Source organism: Cesiribacter andamanensis AMV16, from assembly GCF_000348925.1.
Classification (GTDB): Bacteria; Bacteroidota; Bacteroidia; order Cytophagales; family Cyclobacteriaceae; genus Cesiribacter; species Cesiribacter andamanensis.
Genome location: NZ_AODQ01000013.1, coordinates 26,219 through 42,366 on the forward strand (window position 1 = coordinate 26,219; position 16,148 = coordinate 42,366).

Here is a 16,148-nt window from a genome sequence, read left to right on the forward strand (position 1 = left end):
TTTCTCTAAAAGCCGCCGGCCAGGCGCTGGCGGCTTTTCTTTTCCCTTTATGCCTACTGCTTTGCTTGCCTACAGCCCCCTGATAAGGGCTGCCTGCTACCGGCATGCCGGATGGAAAGGGGTCAAATGGCCTTTCAGTAGTACGTAACCCATACCAACCATGATCCATCATACCCTATCAGCTGCCCTTAAGAGCCTGCTAGCCGGTACCACCTGCAGAAAGTGCAGCCTGCAGCTAGGCCTGCCAGTGCTGGTGATGCTCGGGGGTGGGCTGCCGCAGGCCGCTGCACAACAGCTCTCAAAAGATTCGCTGGCCCTCTGGCAGCAGCCAGAAGCACCAAAGGCAGGGGCGGGGGTGCGCAAGAAGATCGAGATTACCCAGAGCCTGCAGCTCTGGAATGTGTATACCTTTGAGGCCCTGGGCGAGCAGGCCGGAGAGCGCCGAAACGATCTCTACATTCGCCGGGGCCGCCTGGGGGTAAAGGGGGAGCTGCGGCAGGACCTGGACTTTAACATCTCTTTTGCCTATGACGGGATTGGCCGAGACAAGCACACCGCCGGCAACGGCAGCCCCAATCCTGATGATAATAAAGAATTCTTTCTGTGGGAGGCCTTCTGGATGTGGCGGCAAAGTCCGCTGTTCAACATCACAGCCGGCTATTTCAGGCCACAGGTGGGCAGGGAGCACATGACGGCGGCCTTCAAGACCGCTTCCTTTGAAAAATCGCTCTCAAACTTTCAGCCCCGGGCACATGCCTTTGCCAGGGGTACCGGGCGGGAGCTAGGCCTGAATGTAGGGGGGCTGTACCAGGGGCAGGGCTGGAGCCTGAACTATAACCTGGGAGCCTTTGACATCTCAAGCGAGAAACTGGTAGGAACAGGCAGCCGCTGGTTTCCGCTGCTGGCGTCCCGCCTGGCCATCAGCCTGGGCGATCCCGAACTGGATACCTACGGCATTGGGTATACCCATTCTTATTACGGCAAGCGCAGGGGCATCACCTTTGCCCTCAACAGTACCTACCAGGGCGAAACGGAGCGCTTCAAAAGCAATAGTTTTTACGGGGGTGATATACTGGCCAACTGGGGTCCCTGGGACATTACCGCCGAGTGGGACTGGCTCTACCGCAGCAGCCTCTTGCTGCAGGAGCCGGCCGATGTGTACCCCCTCCAGCCTGCCCCCACCACCGATCAGGTATTCACTTTCAAGCTGGCCTACAACCTGCCGCTGAAGGGGAGCAGAATCCTGCAGGCGGGCGCCATGTACTCCAGCCAGCAGGCCCAGGCCTGGGGTGAAACCCAGGGGCTGAATGCCCTCACCGGCGCCACCGATCAGCAGGTGTATGATTTGGGTCTCAATTACCTGCTCAACAAAGACAACCTGAAACTGAGCCTGCACTACATCTGGGGCCAGCGGGAAGACCGCTCTCCCGGCCACCACTATTCGTACCTGGGTAGCGGCTTTCAGTACCTGTTCTGAGCATGCCCGGGCTAGCCTGGGAATTACGGTACATCAGAAGTGCCCTTACTGATCACCCTTTTGCCAACGGGATATGCTATTAACAAAACTGCTGCTGGGTGGAATGGTGCTCTGCGCTCCTGTGCTGGCAGGGGCAGAAGCACTGTTTACCGATCGGATTGGGCTGGCTGAAGATGCCCAGATGACCCTGCCCAGGCGCTGGAGCCTGGAGGCTGGTCTTAATGCCGCCTGGGCTGGTACCCGGCTGGGCAGCAGCAGTGCCTTTGGCGTGCCTAGCCTGCTGCTCAGAGGGGCGCTATCAGAAGGGGTAGAGCTTCGCCTGGCTACAGAGTACCTGATGGGCCGGCAGCTCAACAGGGCCAGTCTAGATCAGCCCGTACTGCACTCAGGGATCAATTATGTATCCCTGGGTACCAAGCTTACACTCCTGAACGAGCGGAGCCTCATTCCCCAGACAGCCCTTATGGGCATGATGGGGCTAAAGGAAGCCGGGCCCTGGCAGGAGGCAGGCCGGGAAGCGCTGCTGTCGGTACGGCTGCTGAGCGATAAATCCTTTGGCGATAAAAAGACCCTTTCGCTAAATGCCGGCCTTAGCAGGGCCGGCAGTGGGGCAGCCTGGGAGGGAGACAATACGCTCACCTTTGGCTACCAGGCCACCAAAAAAATGGAGTGCTTTGCAGAAGCCTGGAACAGCTGGTATGCCGGCTATCACCAGCTGGGCGCCAATGTGGGCCTGTTTGCAAGACCCTTTTCCCTTATCAGGCTGGAGCTGATCGGGGGGATTGGCTATGATGGGGATACTCCCCAGCTAATACTCTCCGGTGGCCTGGCCATCAAAACACAATAAAACGATTAGTGCCATGATCATGCAAAAATTTACCGCCGCCACCCTCACCCAGCCCGAATTTGAGCTGCTGAGCGGGTATATCTACACCCACTATGGTATAAAAATGCCACTGGCCAAGAAAACCCTGCTGCAGTGCCGCCTGCAAAAACGGCTGCGGGTGCTCAACATGGAGCGCTTTGATCAGTACATCGACTATGTGTTCAGCCAGGAAGGGGTTGAGAAGGAGCTGCAGCACATGACCGATGTGGTAACTACCAATAAGACCGATTTTTTCCGGGAGCCGGCGCATTTTGAGTTTCTGCAGCAGCTGAACTGGGCAGACTTTATGGGCGGCGAGCCCGCCGGAAAGGTAGTGAAAGCCTGGAGTGCCGCCTGCTCTACCGGCGAAGAACCCTACACCCTGGCTATGGTGCTGCAGGAGCTTAAGCTTGCGTACCAGATCCTGGCTTCCGATCTGTCGGTAGAGGTGTTGCAAAAAGCGGCCACGGCCGTGTATGCCAGCGACAAGACGGCCCCGGTGCCCCAGCTGCTCAAACAAAAATACCTGCTCAGGCACAAAGACCCCAAAAATCCGCTTACTCGCATTGTGCCGGAGCTGCGCAAAAAGGTGAGCGTTAAGCACCTAAACCTTATGGATGACCATTATGATGTGCAGGGCAAGTTTGACCTGATCTTCTGCCGCAATGTGCTCATCTACTTCGACCGCAAAACCCAGGAGCAGGTCATTCGCAAACTGTGCGCCCACTTGCGGGAGGGGGGCTATCTCTTCATCGGGCACTCCGAATCGCTCACCGATCTGCGGCTGCCGCTGCTGCCTGTTAAATCAACCATCTTTCAAAAAAGAGGCTAAGCTTATCCGGACTAGCTAGCCGCCTTCTTTCCCTTTGCCCCTAACCAAACGCTTTTGGAACTACTGGATAAAAAATTTCTATACCCGGCTACGGTATTTGCCAGCAAAAGCCCCACCCTGGTAACTACCATTCTGGGTACCTGTGTGGCAGTTTGCCTGTTTGACCCCATCAGTAAAATAGGGGGGATCAATCATTTTATGCTGGCCAGCTGGGATGGAAACGGGCTGCCCTCGGCCAGGTTTGGCGACCGGGCCATGCAGCAGCTGCTGGAACGAATGCAGCAGCTGGGCGCCGACCGCCGAAGCCTGCAGGCCCGTGTGTATGGGGGCCTGTGCCGCAAGAGCGGAGGCGATCATTTCAACATTGGTGCAAAAAACATTGGCATGGCCAGAAGCCTCTTGTCCCAGCTGCAGATCCCGGTGCTGACACTGGATGTGGGCGGCCGCAGCCCTCGCAAACTGGCGTTCCAGACCCATACCGGTACTGTAAAGATAGACCTGCTGCTGCCCGAAAAAATACGCTAGCCCCCCTTATGCCGCCATGGAAAAAATAAAGGTGTTTATTATAGACGACTCTGCCCTGATGCGGCAGGTGCTCACCGACCTGCTACAGGCCGATCCGCAGCTAAAGGTAATCGGTACGGCGGCCGACCCCTTTATTGCGGCCAAAAAACTGGCCGAAGAAGCGCCCGATGTGATTACGCTGGATATTGAAATGCCGCGGATGGATGGGCTCACCTTTCTGAAAAAGCTGATGGCCCAGCATCCCGTACCGGTGGTGGTCATCAGCAGCCTTACCGACAGAGGGTCAGAATCTGCGCTGCGGGCCCTGGAGTACGGAGCCGTTGAGGTGATGAAAAAGCCCGAGGAGTTGCGCGGACAGGCGCTGGAAGAGGTTGGCATCCGGCTCATCGACAGCATTAAGGCGGCCCGTAATGCGCGCATTCGGCGCCGCCCGGCCGGCACTGTGCAGCCCGGCACTATGGCCCCGCCGGCGCCCAAGTACTCGGCCGATGTGATCATGGCACCGGCCAGCGGCCGCAGCATGCTGCGCACTACTGAAAAGGTGGTGGCCGTGGGCGCTTCTACAGGGGGTACCGAAGCGCTGCGCGTCTTTCTATCCGCACTGCCGCTGGATGCGCCCGGCATTCTCATTGTGCAGCACATGCCCGAGATGTTTACCAAGTCCTTTGCCAAGCGCCTCAATGAACTCTGCCGCATATCGGTAAAGGAAGCCGAGCATGGCGATACGGTAATCCGGGGCCGGGCCCTGATTGCCCCCGGCAACAAGCACATGCTGCTGAAGCGCAGCGGGGCCCGCTATTTTGTAGAGGTGGTGGAGGGCCCGCTGGTAAACCGGCACCGGCCCTCGGTAGATGTGCTCTTTCGCTCTGTAGCCACCTTTGCCGGCAGCAATAGCGTAGGGGTGCTTATGACCGGCATGGGTGCCGATGGCGCGCAGGGGCTGCAGGAGCTTAAAAAGAGCGGCGCTCATACCATTGCCCAGGACGAAAAAAGCTGCGTGGTCTTTGGCATGCCCAAGGAAGCCATTAAACTGGGCGCTGCCGATAAGGTACTGAGCCTGGAGCAGATTGCCGCCAATGTGCTGGCGCATGCCTAAGCCTCTAATCCCCAGGCCGCATTTACAGGTAAGTATGGGATGGGGCTGAGGGTGCCAGCGTCAGGCCGCCCCAGCTGAAAGGGAGCAGGCCTAATCCAGTCTTCTCAGCTCCTTCAGGTAGGCCACAATCTTTTTTGATTCTTCCCGGGAGATCACCTCCCGCTTAAAGGCCGGCATCACCCCAACCCCATGGCGGATCTGAAAGCGGATCATAAAGCCGGGCAGGGGCTTGTTGTTAATGGCAGGTCCCAGGCCGGATGTGCCCTGTGGATGGCAGGAGTTGCAGTAGCGGTCGTACAGCATTTTGCCCTCCAGCACCCCCTTTTCCTGGGCCAGGATAGGCTGGGTATAGGGCATGCCCCTGCGGGCTGAGCAGGCGCCCATGGCCAGACTCAGAAAGAGCAAAAACATGGCAGCCACCTTACTCATGGGGTGGTGGTTTTGCGTACTTCCCAGATCACACCGCTGCCCTGCAGAGGCTTGGGATTCTTGCCGTCCATGTGCATAATGCCAAAATCTACTATGTACATGCTGCTGCCATCCGGGCTGAAGCTTACGGATATGGGCCGCTCCAGGCCGCCGCTTTTCTGCCAGCTGGCCGGTCCGCCGCGCTTGCCCTTGTTGGCGACAAAATCTTCTACCGTGCCGGTTTGGGTATTTACCCGCACTACTTTATAGCCCACCGGATGCCATACCTTGCCAATGGCCGGGGCCATATCGCCAAACTGGGCAATAAAGGCATCGCCGGCAAAACCAAAAGCGGCACTGCTGGAAAAGGCCAGCCCGTTGGAGGAGGAGTGTACCCCCAGGTTTACCACCGGGCGGGGCGGCTTTTGCGGATGGCGCTCCAGCAGGGGCCTGGGATCTTCACCGCCGGGTACTTCCCGCTTGCTCAGGGGCACGCCCCCGCCAAAGTCGGGCCAGCCATACCAGCTGCCTTCCTGTATTTTCCAGAGCACATCGCCCACGCCCCATACCGGGCGGCTGCCCCGTACATCGTAGCTGTTTTCGGTTACATAGAGCTCCCCATCGGGCGAGAGCGCCAGGCCATAGGGATTGCGCAGGCCCCAGGCCACCAGCTCCAGCTCACCCCCCTGCAGGGGCAGGCGCATGATGGAGCCATTGCAGGGCAGCGCCCCCTTAATAACCTGTCCCTTGCTGGTGGCCTGGCCAAAGGGCACAAAGGCGCCCGTGCGTACCGGCTCGGCAGCGCTGCTCAGTAGGGGGTTGGGACTGGTAAAGTTCTGTCCCATCAGCACAATGTCCTCACAGGGGGTGTCATGGAAGTCGGGCTTGCGGCGCAGCCAGCCATAATCGGCATTATCGGGGCCTACCACGGCCGCGTTGGTAGCAGTGCCCTGACCAAAATACACATAGCCCTCCCGGATCACCGGCCCGTTGGTATGGTGGTCGCCCAGGCTGGGCAGGCCCTCTACCAGGGTGGTAATGCTGCCGTCCCGGCTTACCCGCAGGATCTTGCCACCCTGCAACTGACCCCCCTCGGCAATGTAAAAATAGCCTTCGTGGAAGCTAATGCCCGTCCAGGGACCGTTCTTATCCCCCTGGGCAATAAGGGTGCTGCTGCCATCTGCTTCTATACGCAGCAGCTTGGGAGGCAGAAATACTTCGCCATAGGCATAGCCGGACTCTACTACATACAGGCGGCCCTGATCGTCCAGGGCAGCGGCGGTGGGGAAGCTAAGCCCCTGGGCCAGGGGACGGATGCTGTAGCCCTCCGGCAGCAGTATGTCGGCCGGATCAAGGGTACGGGTTTGGGGCTGGTGGCTCAGCTGTCCGCCCCCCTTGGAGGGAATTATACGGTAGCAGCTTTGCAGACTAAAAAGTAATACCAGCAGCCCACAGGAAGAGAGAGAAAAAATTTCATGAGGCGGTATTTCATGGTATAACCTATCGGTTGATCTACTGTTTACACTTCCTCTTATTTTAATACTATTTGGTGCTGGCGGGTAGCCGGGAGGCGGCAGAAGGGCCCTGCGCCGGCTGCTTTGTTTCCGCTGCTAATGCCGTATCTTTGCACGGCAACTTGTTCCTTATTCTCACTGGCCTTTGAGCACATGATCAGCATCATTACCTCCGTACACAACCAGCTTGGCATGAACCAGCTGTATATGGAGTACCTTACCCGGTACACCCATTATCCCTTTGAGCTGATTGTAATAGACAATGCATCTACCGACGGGACGCTGGAATTTTTCCGGGAACATGCCGATGTGGTGATTGCCAATGAGGTGAATTATTCCTACCCCTACTGCCAGAACCAGGGGGTGCGCGCCGCCCGATATGACATCCTGGCCTTTCTGAACAACGACATACTGGTATCGCCCGAGTGGGACCTGCGCATGCTGGAGGTCATGCAGGAGCATGGGCTGGAGATTGCTTCCTTTGCCACCAACGATCACCTGGAGAACCGCAAGGCCCAGAAGGCGCTTAACCGCCGCTGGAAGCGCATCAAGTACCCCACTCAGGCCCTTTTTGGTACCGGCAAGGGCAGCCTGCAGCTGATGGCCAGGCTCATGTACGGAAATTGGGAGCGCTGGTGCGAGCGGCGCTACCAGCAGTTTGGCAAGGGCATCAAAGAGGGATTCAGTGGCTCCAGCATTATCATGCGGCGCTCGGCGCTAGAGAAGCTGGGGCCCTGGGACGAGCGCCTGCAGGCGGCCGATTTCGACCTCTATTTCCGCTCCAAAGACCGCAGCCTGCAGCAGGGCGATATTAAGCCCATGATGCTGGCCACCGGGGTGTACATACACCACTACCAGCGCCTTACTTCCAAAGCCAAACGCCCCGCCTTTGTAGATGCCGCCAACCACATTTCCCTGACCGACAAATGGGGGGATAAGGCCCGCCTCTATAATGAATTTGTAGAGAACTAAAGCAGCTCCGGCAGGTGCACCCTTTTAGGCACCGCAGCCCCCCCTCGGTTCTGCACTTCTGCAGGCTCAGCCCACTTAACATTTGCCCATTTTGCAGGCTATACCATGCAGTTCTTGAGGGATTTAGAGGAGGTTGTTATTTGTTAAATATTATTTTTCTCAGCATGATGGTAATCGGCTGCAAAGCAGTATTTTCGCAGATAAATAAGGCCTACGCCCGGCCTTATGGGGTGCTGCCCTCCAGCAGCTGCCAGCCCGGGAAGCGTGATTCGAGGAGTAAATAGTATAAACAACGTATGGTGTATGTTTTGATTTGCAGCGCGCTGATCGCTGCCAGTGTAGGGGGTATGTATGCCTACTTCCGCAAGCCCAAACCTGCTAAAGCTGCTAAGCAGCCCATCAAGTTTGAGGAAGCCTTAATTGACTTCACCCCCAAAAAGGGATACCTGCCCATGTTTGGGCGGAATCACCGGCTCACCTAGGCATAGCCGCGTATTCCAGACCGTATTTGAGACCACAAAACCCCCGTCAGGCCAGCCCTGCCGGGGGTTTCTTTTTAGGTGCCCCCCGGGCCAGGAGAACAACTTTCGTTTCTCCCATAACAACACATAGTTAAGCGGGATAGGGAAAGGAGGGTAGCAGCAGCTTTCTGGATGCGGGCAACTGCAGAACAGGAAAGCGCCGGGCGGCCATGCGCTGGGTATGACACTGGCCTGTTGCACCTGATGGGTGAAATTGCTACCTTATTCTACTGGCTGCCCCCTTTTACTGCATAGCCTGCCAAGCAGCCTGACCTTTCCTGCCAGCCTGTCCATGCCTGCAGGTGGGAGGGTAACTACAACCATCTTTATCCACCGGGGATATGAAACGGATACACCTTTTTGAATTTGAAGATCAGGCCTGGTTTCCGGACTGGCTGCGGCAGCGTATGCTGCGCCTGCTGCAGGTGCTTCACCGCCTATTGGGTACAGCCCAGGCCCTAACACCCCTGCTGAACAGGGCCCTGCAGCACAGTGCGCATCCCGCCCTGATAGATCTTTGCTCGGGCAGTGGCGGCCCCATGCTGGAGGCGCATGCACGGCTTCGGCAGCAAGCGGGACTGGAGGGAGTAACGCTTACCCTTACCGATCTGTACCCAAACCAGGCCCTGGCCAACCAGCTTCGCCGGCAGGGTGATCCGGCGGTGGTCTATCTCCCGCAGCCGGTGGATGCGACCAGCGTACCCCCAGGGCTGCAGGGGGTGCGGACCATGGTCAGCAGCCTGCACCACATGAAGCCCCGGCAGGCCCGGGCCATACTGGCCGATGCCCTGGAGAAAAAACAGGCGCTGTGTGTGCTGGAGATCAGTGATAACCGCTTTCCCATAGCCCTCTGGTGGGTGGCCCTGCCCTTTAACCTGCTTACCGCACTGCTACTGGCCCCGCTGGCGCGCCCCCTGGACTGGCGCCTGCTGGTCTTTACCTATCTTATTCCCCTCATTCCTATATGCTTTGCCTGGGATGGAGCCGTCTCCAATGCGCGCACTTATACCCTTGAGGATCTGGAAAAACTGCTGGAAGGACTGCAAAGGGAAAATTATCGTTGGGAAATGGGCAAGATTCCAGGCCGCTCAGCTAAGGTCTACCTGCTGGGCCTGCCTCAACAAAACAGGGCATAGATGGGGATACTACCAATGAGAAAGGCTGTACCGCATGAGAAATATGCCGGGTACAGCCTTTAGTAGTGTGCGTCGTTCGTTTTTGCGGGTGTGATGGGCCTCAGTACGGAAATAATGTCTTTTTTAATGGTAGAACTCCAATCTACACACTTTTCGTATAAGCTGAACGGCCGATCTACACTAAAGACACACTTTTTTGTAAAAAAGTGCGAATGAGACTAAAAAAATGTTTAGCCATTGATTCTTTTTCTCCTACAAAAAGCGGGGCAGGCTCAGGTTGTAGCGGACGGCCAGCAGCCGTATCCCTACAATCAGTCCGGCCGATAGCAGGGCATTCAGCTCCCGGTCCAGGTGCACACTGGCATTGAGCAGCAGGTAGCAGACCGCCCCCGCCAGGCAGGCACTGGCATAGACTTCTTTGCGGAAGATCACCGGCGTTTCATTTACCAGCGTATCGCGGATCACACCCCCCATTACGGCTGTAAACATGCCCATGATGGCGGCAATTTCGGGTTGTACGCCCAGGCTCAGGGCCTTCTCCAGCCCCACAATGGTAAAAAGTGAGATGCCCAGTGTATCAAAGAGCAGAAAGGTGCGTCGCAAACGCTCCAGCAGCCTAAAAAAGATCTTGGCCGCAATAACCCCTGCAATAATGGCATACAAAAAGTTGATGTCGCCTACCCACACCAGGGGATAGCTGCCCAGTAAAATATCCCGCAGACTTCCGCCCCCTATAGCGGTAATAAAGCCCATAAAACTGGCGCCAAACCAGTCGTGCTCACTGTCTTTTACGGCCAGCGCACCGGAGATGGCAAAAAAGAAGGTGCCAAAAAGTTCTACAATATACTGAACACTCATGCAGGGGGTTGACTAGCAGCGTTAAAGGTACACATTCGCACCCAAAAACCCTTGCAGCAGGGGGCATGGCTGTAGTCAGGCGTATAGGAAGAAAGGGTACAGGATGGGGAGCTAAAGTGTGCACCGACACTTATCGGAGCGCCAGATGGTTTGCCTATGGGTTAGTACAGGCTCCAGACTGGGGCAGTCCGTAAGATCTTCGCATAGGCTTGCCCCGCTGCAGTCGTAAATGGAGGTAAGGCCGTTGCAGTCGGGGCAGCAATTGCCGAAGACAAACACAGCTTTGCCCTGGTAGCGGGCCTGCTGCACGTACAGGTACTGTCGATAGGCCGCCGGACTGGCCTCGGCTGCTTCAATACGCGCTTCAAGCCAGGCCAGGCTGCCGGCTTCATGTATCCAGCCAGGGGTATCGGCTGATACGTCCAGCCCGCAGTCGCTGTCAATCATGGCAGCCTCTTTTTCGCATCCGGCTACCAGCGCCAGCAGCAGGAGCAGCATGGACATCCTACGTCGCTTTGCCATAAAAAATCCTTTTTCAAAGGAAGCAAATTCCCACTCAGCAAAAGCACCCGCAACATTAGCAGATTATGAATTTATATGCCGCTTATGTGTCTGAACGTCAGTGGTTTGATAATCTTTACTAAATATACATAAAGCTGGAATAATATGGGCCAATCCTCCAAAAATCTGCCCTGGCAGAGGGCGTCTGAGGCAGTTTTTATCCGGCTGACAGTCAGCGCTTTGTCCCCAGGGCAGTACAGATAGGACTGTTGCTGAGAAACGCCCCACTTTCTTCTGGTATGGGCTGCCTTGCTGCAGAAAAAATCGGTCCCCAGTGCTGGGAACCCTGTTACAGGTAGCCTTCCGGTAAGAAGCTCATTTGCCAGACCTGGTCAATAGCTTTCCACCTGACCCCTGTTTGCCAGGCCAGAGCTGGTTAGAGGGGAGGATATTAGTTGAATTCCCGGAAGCTTACAGGTGCAGGTAACGGGCTTCTACCGGCTGACCCAGAAAAGTAGCGGCGCGGCTGTTGAAATCTTCCGGTTTTTCGGTGGTGAAAAATTCGCGCCTGCCCCCCCTGGTGCAAAGGTGCTCTATTTCGGGATGGCGCTGCAGGTAATCAGCCAGGCTTCTGGCCACAATTTCTCCCTGAGGTACCAGGCGGATATGGGCCGGCGTATATGCCCTGATCTTGTCCATCAGCAGGGGGTAGTGGGTACAGCCCAGCAGAATGGTGTCGATCCGGGGCGATTGTTGCAGTAGGGCCTCTACGTGCCGCTTCACAAAGTAATCGGCCCCGGGCGATTGGTGCTCCCGGTTCTCAACCAGCGGCACCCACATGGGGCAGGCCTCCTGGTGTACCTGCACCCCCGGAAAAAACTTTTGAGTCTCGATTACATAGGATTGGGAATTGACCGTACCCTGCGTTGCAAAAATGCCCACATGCCCGCTCTGGCTTAGCTCGCCCAGCAGTTCGGTGGTAGGGCGGATCACCCCCAGCACCCGGCGCAGCTCGGGCCGGCGGGGCAGGTCCCGCTGCTGAATACTCCGGAGCGCTTTGGCCGAAGCTGTGTTGCAGGCCAGGATCACCAGGCTGCAGTTCATCTTAAACAAGGCCTCTACACACTGCAGGGTATACTCATAGACCGTATCAAAAGAGCGCACACCATAGGGGGCCCGGGCATTGTCGCCCAGGTAAATATAGTCGTAATCGGGCAGGGCTTTGGCAATCTCCTTAAAGACGGTAAGCCCTCCGTAGCCGGAATCAAATACCCCTATGGGGCCTGCGGGTGATGTGCTCATGTTGCTGCTGAAGTGCGGATGGGGGATTGCCAGGCTGGTAGGTAGGCTTTATGCCCGGGCCTTTTTCTTAGCGCCTTTCCCTGCAGGCTTGCCCCCCAGGCGACTGTCAAGCGCGTACCTGCCAGGCCCAAAGACCAGCAGGGTCAAAAAGATCATCAGGTATAGCAGGGCCATTTCCTTGCGGGCAAAGGGATCGGCGCCGTGCTGGATAAAGGCCGCCACCCCCATGGTGATGCTCAGGGCCAGGGCTGCAAAGCGGGTAGCCAGACCAAGGCCCAGCAGGATGGAACAGAAAAACTCGGCAAATACGGCCAGGGCCAGCGATGCGGCAACACCTATGCCCAGGGGATCGCTAAACTTGAGCTCACCCCCTTCTACCAATTTCATCAGCTTGGGATAGCCATGGGTCATCATGGCGGCTGCTACGCCCAGGCGCAGGATCAGCAGCCAGGCATCGGCCAGGGAACGGTTGTAGCTAGTACTGAAAAGTTGTTTCATGCCGGCAAAGTAAGGATAATCCGGCAGACAGCGGGCTAGGCGGGGGGAGAAAAAGTTGAGGCAATTTCCTCGCTAATGCGTTTGGGGCGCATGCTGGCGGCATCCAGCAGGCACCAGCTGGTTTTGGCCTGGGCCAGCAACTCCTGGCTGCCGGCCCGGTACAGGCGTACATGCCGCGCTACTTTTGGCCCCTGGGCGGGTTCTACCCAGGTGTAGCCCTCAATGGTATCCTGCAGAAAGGCCGGGCGCAGGTAGTCGATCTCGTGCCGCAGCACCACCCAGGAGTACTGCTGCTTGAGTTCGGCTGGGGCTACGGCCTCCCAGTGGGCGGCTGCCACCTCCTGCACCCAGCGCAGGTATACCACATTGTTTACGTGCCCCAGCTCGTCAATGTCGCGCTGCTGTACGGATAGGGTATGGCAAAAGGCCGTATTGGGTTCGGTGGGGCGCATGTGGTTTCAAAGGGGGCTGGTAGCTGGCCTAAACTAGTAAATGAAGACTGGCCAACGGGCTGTCTGTTTGCGATTTTACATTAAATTTAAGTCAACAAGAAATTTTTTAGCCCATGCCTTATACACCAAGTGCCGATCGGTACCAGCAGATGGAGTACCGCCGCTGTGGCCGCAGCGGCCTGAAACTGCCCGCCCTATCGCTGGGGCTCTGGCACAATTTCGGAGGGGTAGATACCCTGGAGAATGCCCGCCAGATCCTGCAGCTGGCCTTCGATAGGGGGATCACCCACTTTGACCTGGCCAATAACTACGGCCCCCCGCCGGGCTCGGCTGAGGAGAACTTCGGGCGGATCTTAAAAGAGGATTTCAGCGGCTACCGGGACGAGCTCATCATCTCCAGCAAGGCCGGCTACCTGATGTGGGAGGGGCCCTATGGCAACTGGGGCTCCAAAAAAATACCTTGTAGCCAGCCTGGACCAGAGTCTGCAGCGCATGGGGCTGGACTATGTCGATATCTTCTACCACCACCGCCCCGACCCTGATACGCCTCTGGAAGAAACCATGGGGGCGCTGGACCTACTTGTCCGGCAGGGCAAGGCGCTTTATGTGGGCCTTTCCAACTACCATCCGCAGGAAGCTGCCCGGGCCCTTCAGCTGTTGCAGGAGCTGGGCACCCCCTGCCTGATCCACCAGCCTAAATACTCCATGCTGGAGCGCTGGGTAGAGACCGAAGGCCTGCTGGACCTGCTGGAGCAGCAGGGGGTAGGCTGCATTCCCTTTTCGCCCCTGGCCCAGGGCATGCTTACGGATAAATACCTCAGGGGCATACCGGAAGATTCCCGGGCGGCCAAGGAATGGGGTTTTCTGCAAAAGGAGCAGCTTACGGAAGAAAGCCTGGGCAAAATACGCCGCCTGAACGAGCTGGCGCAGCAACGCGGCCAGTCCCTTGCCCAGATGGCCCTGGCCTGGCTGCTGAAAGATGAGCGGATTACTTCTGTGCTGATTGGGGTAAGCAAACCCGCCCAGCTGCTGGATTCACTTAAATGCCTGGAGAATACCCGCTTTAGCCAGCAGGAACTGCAGCAGATAGAAGGGGTGCTGGGCTAAGGATAGAACATATATTCTGGCCTCTGTGCTTTTGATCGCCATCAGCAACATACCAAACTTGCTTTCTGGTCAGAAGCGGCGATACGAACGGTTTTTCCGGAGTTAAACTCCAGGTAATCTTCCAGTACCCCATCACTGAATATCACCCCATTCTCCGGCATCTGAGACTCGATGATCAGGTCCGTGCTTCTGTTGATCATGCCGGCTACTATCTCGCTGCCAGTGTATAGACTTTTGTAGGGTTCTCGCACCACAAAGCACAGTTTCTCATCATCCCATTTCATCTGATGGGTAAAGGTGGTGTCATGCAGACCAAAGAGTTGTGACAGGCCATTAAGCTCATTAAATACGGAACTGAGCCAACCCGTAGAACCTGCTCCGGTAGAAATGATCAGACCGCTGGAGGAATGATTTTCTGTTTGTTCTCCAAAGGAGATCTTGTAGCGGGCAGAGGTATGATTTGATTTTCCAATGTAAAAGTCATTAAAGGCCAGTAGCGTTTGGCCGTCATTAAGCCTTGCTTCTGCCATGGTAACTTTTTTCAGGAATTTTTCTCCGGCAAAGGCATGCTGCAGCCCCTTTCTGAACGTGGTGGCAGAGAAGGGCAACAAGACTCCCTTGTAGCGTTTAGGGTCCGGATTGATTGCGAGGATTGGATTTGCACCTACATATTTGGCGGTATTGGCTACCAGACCGTCCTGACCCAGTACTACCACCAGATCCGTATCGGCAAACAGAAAGGAGGGGAGAAAGCTCTTTTCTATAAGCGTTGTCTTGAGCGTTTTGGTCATTGTTTTCTGTACCGCCAGCAGGCCTTCATAAAAGGTGTTATGCTCCTGCTCGTAGTCAGCGAAATTGCCTCCGTTATGCTCCAGGTAAAACCTGGCCTGGGCTTTTGAGTTGAACTTCTCAACCAGTTGCTCCAGGCGGGTTTTATTCTTTATCAGAATGATGCGGTCAAAGTCCATCTTACTTTTTGCTTGTTTTCACCAAGGTATCCAGTAGGTCGGGGCTTATGTTAAGGGTGCCGATTTTATGTGCGTTTTCGGCAAGCTCCCTAAACGCTAAGGCTATGTTGTTGCCGGCATCGGAAGAGGTATTGGTAAGCGCCGAAAGCAGTTTCCAGTCCAGGCTGCGGTAGGGTTTGATGGTTGCTTCTATGGCATACCCCTTGGCATCAGAATTTTGCTTTTCGTTTTCTACCTGCATCTTAATCAGATCCTGCCGTTTGGTTTCTACGGCTATGTCGGCCTCTACTTTCATCTCCCGGATCTTGCGTTCATTCTGGGCTTCGGCCACCTCTCGTTCCATTTGCTTTTCGGCGATCTCTTTTTTCTTCTCCACAATGGCAATTTCCGTATTAAGCTCACTTTGCCTGATTTTCCGCTCCTGCTCTACGGAGAAATTTCGTCGTTCGTAAATGGCCAGATCGGCTTGCTTGAGCAGTTCTTCCCGGGCTTTAGCTTCCAGCGCCCTGCTGGTTTCGGGATTGGCTTTAATAGCAAGAATGTTAATGCTAAGGGGTTCTATACCCAGGGAGGCAATGGTTTTGGAGTCGTTCAGGCCGGCAGCAATAATTTTCTCCAGCAAGTCTGAACTGTTGATGGCAGCAGTAAGATTCAGTTTTCGGATGTGGGAGAGGGTAGCTGTTTTGGCTTCGTTTATGATCCTGTTATTCAACTTCTCATGATCATTGCTCTTGAGTTGTCCTTTATCATTTACAGAAAAGTCCAGCAGATCGGCCAGCTGCATGGGGTCTTTTATTTTGTAGCTGATCTGGCCCTGAATACTTACTTCCTGAAAGTCGGCGGTGGTTTCAGTAAAGATAAAATTCACATCTATGCTTCCCAGGGGAATAGCGGTAATAGAGGTGTTGGGAGCGAAATAGAAGAAGGATAAGCCCCTTCCCTGCTTAACGATCTGACCATTCTTGTACAGAATCACATAGGTCATGGAATCGAATTTGATAAACTTTAAGCCAAACATGATGCGTACTTTTAGGTGGAAATTTTATTTGCGTTATGTTTACACAAATATGTAATATGTGTTTTTAATACGCAAATAAAAAAGCGTGTTTTTTACGC

At 55.7% G+C, this 16,148-nt stretch carries 18 protein-coding genes and 1 pseudogene; 10 read left to right on the plus strand and 9 right to left on the minus strand.

Going from position 1 to position 16,148, the window contains the following annotated elements; all coding sequences use genetic code 11:
* Window positions 1-160: 160 nt before the first annotated feature.
* The 5 genes from ADICEAN_RS04070 (at window position 161) to ADICEAN_RS04090 (ending at window position 4,795) form a co-directional block, all read left to right on the plus strand.
* Window positions 161-1,477, plus strand: a complete 1,317-nt coding sequence (locus ADICEAN_RS04070; RefSeq protein ID WP_009194256.1) for a phosphate porin — start codon at window positions 161-163, stop codon at window positions 1,475-1,477.
* Between the two features lie 73 nt (window positions 1,478-1,550).
* The gene (locus ADICEAN_RS04075) at window positions 1,551-2,324 is read left to right on the plus strand and encodes a hypothetical protein (protein ID WP_009194257.1); all 774 of its coding nucleotides are present in this window, start codon (window positions 1,551-1,553) and stop codon (window positions 2,322-2,324) included.
* Window positions 2,325-2,337: 13 nt separating this feature from the next.
* Window positions 2,338-3,174: a CheR family methyltransferase gene (locus ADICEAN_RS04080; RefSeq protein ID WP_009194258.1), complete on the plus strand. Its 837-nt coding sequence runs from the start codon at window positions 2,338-2,340 to the stop codon at window positions 3,172-3,174.
* A 54-nt stretch (window positions 3,175-3,228) separates the two neighbouring features.
* Window positions 3,229-3,699 carry a chemotaxis protein CheD gene (locus ADICEAN_RS04085; RefSeq protein ID WP_009194259.1) on the plus strand — a complete coding sequence of 157 codons (471 nt, stop codon included), beginning with the start codon at window positions 3,229-3,231 and terminating at the stop codon, window positions 3,697-3,699.
* Window positions 3,700-3,715: 16 nt separating this feature from the next.
* Window positions 3,716-4,795, plus strand: a complete 1,080-nt coding sequence (locus ADICEAN_RS04090) for a protein-glutamate methylesterase/protein-glutamine glutaminase (RefSeq protein ID WP_009194260.1) — start codon at window positions 3,716-3,718, stop codon at window positions 4,793-4,795.
* Window positions 4,796-4,885: 90 nt separating this feature from the next.
* On the opposite strand, the gene ADICEAN_RS04095 is transcribed toward ADICEAN_RS04090, so the two are convergent.
* Together ADICEAN_RS04095 and ADICEAN_RS04100 are read right to left on the minus strand one after the other, a co-directional pair.
* Window positions 4,886-5,224, minus strand: a complete 339-nt coding sequence (locus tag ADICEAN_RS04095; protein WP_009194261.1) for a c-type cytochrome — start codon at window positions 5,222-5,224, stop codon at window positions 4,886-4,888.
* On the minus strand, window positions 5,221-6,285 hold the full coding sequence (locus ADICEAN_RS04100; protein ID WP_009194262.1) for a PQQ-dependent sugar dehydrogenase: 1,065 nt from the start codon (window positions 6,283-6,285) through the stop codon (window positions 5,221-5,223). Before ADICEAN_RS04100 ends, ADICEAN_RS04095 begins: the two co-directional genes overlap by 4 nt.
* Window positions 6,286-6,318: 33 nt before the next feature.
* Between ADICEAN_RS04100 and ADICEAN_RS23150 the strand changes: the two genes are divergently transcribed.
* From ADICEAN_RS23150 to ADICEAN_RS04110, 4 genes are all read left to right on the plus strand, one after another.
* On the plus strand, window positions 6,319-6,642 hold the full coding sequence (locus ADICEAN_RS23150; protein WP_236612864.1) for a hypothetical protein: 324 nt from the start codon (window positions 6,319-6,321) through the stop codon (window positions 6,640-6,642).
* Window positions 6,643-6,870: 228 nt separating this feature from the next.
* Window positions 6,871-7,689 carry a glycosyltransferase family 2 protein gene (locus tag ADICEAN_RS04105; RefSeq protein WP_009194263.1) on the plus strand — a complete coding sequence of 273 codons (819 nt, stop codon included), beginning with the start codon at window positions 6,871-6,873 and terminating at the stop codon, window positions 7,687-7,689.
* Window positions 7,690-7,985: 296 nt separating this feature from the next.
* Window positions 7,986-8,171, plus strand: coding sequence for a hypothetical protein (locus ADICEAN_RS22265; protein ID WP_009194264.1), 186 nt, complete (start codon window positions 7,986-7,988; stop codon window positions 8,169-8,171).
* Window positions 8,172-8,551: 380 nt separating this feature from the next.
* On the plus strand, window positions 8,552-9,346 hold the full coding sequence (locus ADICEAN_RS04110; protein WP_009194265.1) for a hypothetical protein: 795 nt from the start codon (window positions 8,552-8,554) through the stop codon (window positions 9,344-9,346).
* 252 nt (window positions 9,347-9,598) lie between these two features.
* Here ADICEAN_RS04110 and ADICEAN_RS04115 read toward each other — a convergent pair whose 3' ends face one another.
* The 5 genes from ADICEAN_RS04115 to ADICEAN_RS04135 all read right to left on the minus strand — a co-directional run bounded on the left by ADICEAN_RS04115 (window position 9,599) and on the right by ADICEAN_RS04135 (window position 12,957).
* Window positions 9,599-10,204, minus strand: a complete 606-nt coding sequence (locus ADICEAN_RS04115) for a trimeric intracellular cation channel family protein (protein WP_009194266.1) — start codon at window positions 10,202-10,204, stop codon at window positions 9,599-9,601.
* A gap of 111 nt (window positions 10,205-10,315) precedes the next feature.
* Window positions 10,316-10,726 carry a hypothetical protein gene (locus ADICEAN_RS04120; RefSeq protein WP_152426309.1) on the minus strand — a complete coding sequence of 137 codons (411 nt, stop codon included), beginning with the start codon at window positions 10,724-10,726 and terminating at the stop codon, window positions 10,316-10,318.
* Between the two features lie 450 nt (window positions 10,727-11,176).
* On the minus strand, window positions 11,177-12,007 hold the full coding sequence (gene murI, locus ADICEAN_RS04125) for a glutamate racemase (protein ID WP_009194268.1): 831 nt from the start codon (window positions 12,005-12,007) through the stop codon (window positions 11,177-11,179).
* Between the two features lie 48 nt (window positions 12,008-12,055).
* A complete protein-coding gene (locus ADICEAN_RS04130; RefSeq protein ID WP_009194269.1) occupies window positions 12,056-12,505 on the minus strand; it encodes a DoxX family protein in 450 nt (149 codons plus the stop codon).
* A 35-nt stretch (window positions 12,506-12,540) separates the two neighbouring features.
* Window positions 12,541-12,957, minus strand: a complete 417-nt coding sequence (locus ADICEAN_RS04135; protein WP_009194270.1) for an acyl-CoA thioesterase — start codon at window positions 12,955-12,957, stop codon at window positions 12,541-12,543.
* A gap of 113 nt (window positions 12,958-13,070) precedes the next feature.
* On the opposite strand from ADICEAN_RS04135, the pseudogene mgrA reads away from it, so the two are divergent.
* Window positions 13,071-14,064 (plus strand): annotated as a pseudogene (mgrA, locus tag ADICEAN_RS04140) (L-glyceraldehyde 3-phosphate reductase).
* 41 nt (window positions 14,065-14,105) lie between these two features.
* Here the strand turns inward: mgrA and ADICEAN_RS04145 are convergent.
* A complete protein-coding gene (locus ADICEAN_RS04145; protein WP_009194273.1) occupies window positions 14,106-15,032 on the minus strand; it encodes an NAD(+)/NADH kinase in 927 nt (308 codons plus the stop codon).
* A 1-nt stretch (window position 15,033) separates the two neighbouring features.
* On the minus strand, window positions 15,034-16,050 hold the full coding sequence (locus tag ADICEAN_RS04150) for an SPFH domain-containing protein (RefSeq protein ID WP_009194274.1): 1,017 nt from the start codon (window positions 16,048-16,050) through the stop codon (window positions 15,034-15,036).
* Window positions 16,051-16,148: the final 98 nt, after the last annotated feature.